This window comes from Streptococcus sp. GMD4S (genome assembly GCF_000296955.1).
Genome location: NZ_AJRE01000263.1, coordinates 1 through 1,100, shown reverse-complemented (window position 1 = coordinate 1,100; position 1,100 = coordinate 1). Strand labels below are relative to the sequence as shown.

Here is a 1,100-nt window from a genome sequence, read left to right as displayed (position 1 = left end):
AGAAGACTAGGAGGAAGGAAATGTCTGAAAAATTAGTAGAAATTAAAGATTTAGAAATTTCCTTCGGTGAAGGAAGTAAGAAGTTTGTCGCGGTTAAAAACGCCAACTTCTTTATCAACAAGGGAGAAACCTTCTCTCTTGTAGGTGAGTCTGGTAGTGGGAAAACAACCATTGGTCGTGCTATTATTGGTCTAAATAATACTAGTAAAGGTGAAATCATCTTTGATGGTCATAAAATTAATGGGAAAAAATCTCATAAGGAATCATCAGACTTGATCCGTCGCATCCAGATGATTTTCCAGGACCCTGCAGCCAGCTTGAATGAGCGTGCAACAGTTGACTATATCATCTCTGAAGGTCTTTACAACTATCACTTGTTTAAAGATGAAGAAGATCGAAAAGAAAAAGTTCAAAAGATGATTCATGAAGTTGGACTTTTGAAAGAACACTTGACCCGTTACCCACACGAGTTTTCTGGTGGTCAACGCCAGCGTATCGGGATTGCCCGTGCTCTTGTGATGGAACCTGATTTCGTTATTGCGGATGAGCCAATTTCAGCCTTGGACGTATCAGTGCGTGCGCAAGTCTTGAACTTGCTCAAAAGAGGTTCTGGTGGAGGCGAACATCGACAAGGTCAAAACGTTCTTCTATTTTCTCGAGATAGTCTAGATTGGCTTCCTTGTCTGGGTTCCAAAATTCCCCAAAAACATAGAAATCTTGACCGTATTTTTCCTTCATATCACGAATGAAATTGCCCATAAAGAAGGAGTCGATGTGCTTAACGGCATCCAAACGGAAACCAGCTACACCAGTCGTTTCCATGAACCAGTCAGCCCAGTCATAGATGTTTTGGATGACTTCAGGGTGCTTAAAGTCTAGGTCGGCATACATGAGGTAGTCGTAGTTACCGTTTTCGTTATCGACCAATTCCTCGTTGGCCCAACCTTTATTGTCTCCTTGGATCAGGTAAATACCAGACTTACGGCGTTTGGCATCGTAGTCTGTACCTGTAAAGTGGTACCAGTGCCAGTGGAAGTCATTGTAGGTATCTTGGCGACCATCGAAAGTAAAGTGAGTCCAGCCATTGATAGTAAAGGGCT

Annotated in this window: 2 pseudogenes; one reads left to right on the top strand and one right to left on the bottom strand. The window is 42.4% G+C overall.

The features are described 5' to 3' along the window. Positions 1-20 precede the first annotated feature (20 nt). Positions 21-605 (top strand): annotated as a pseudogene (locus tag GMD4S_RS09220) (ABC transporter ATP-binding protein); the annotation flags it as partial. Here the strand turns inward: GMD4S_RS09220 and GMD4S_RS09215 are convergent. After that, positions 601-1,100: pseudogene (locus GMD4S_RS09215) on the bottom strand (alpha-amylase family glycosyl hydrolase); the annotation flags it as partial. The pseudogenes GMD4S_RS09220 and GMD4S_RS09215 overlap by 5 nt on opposite strands.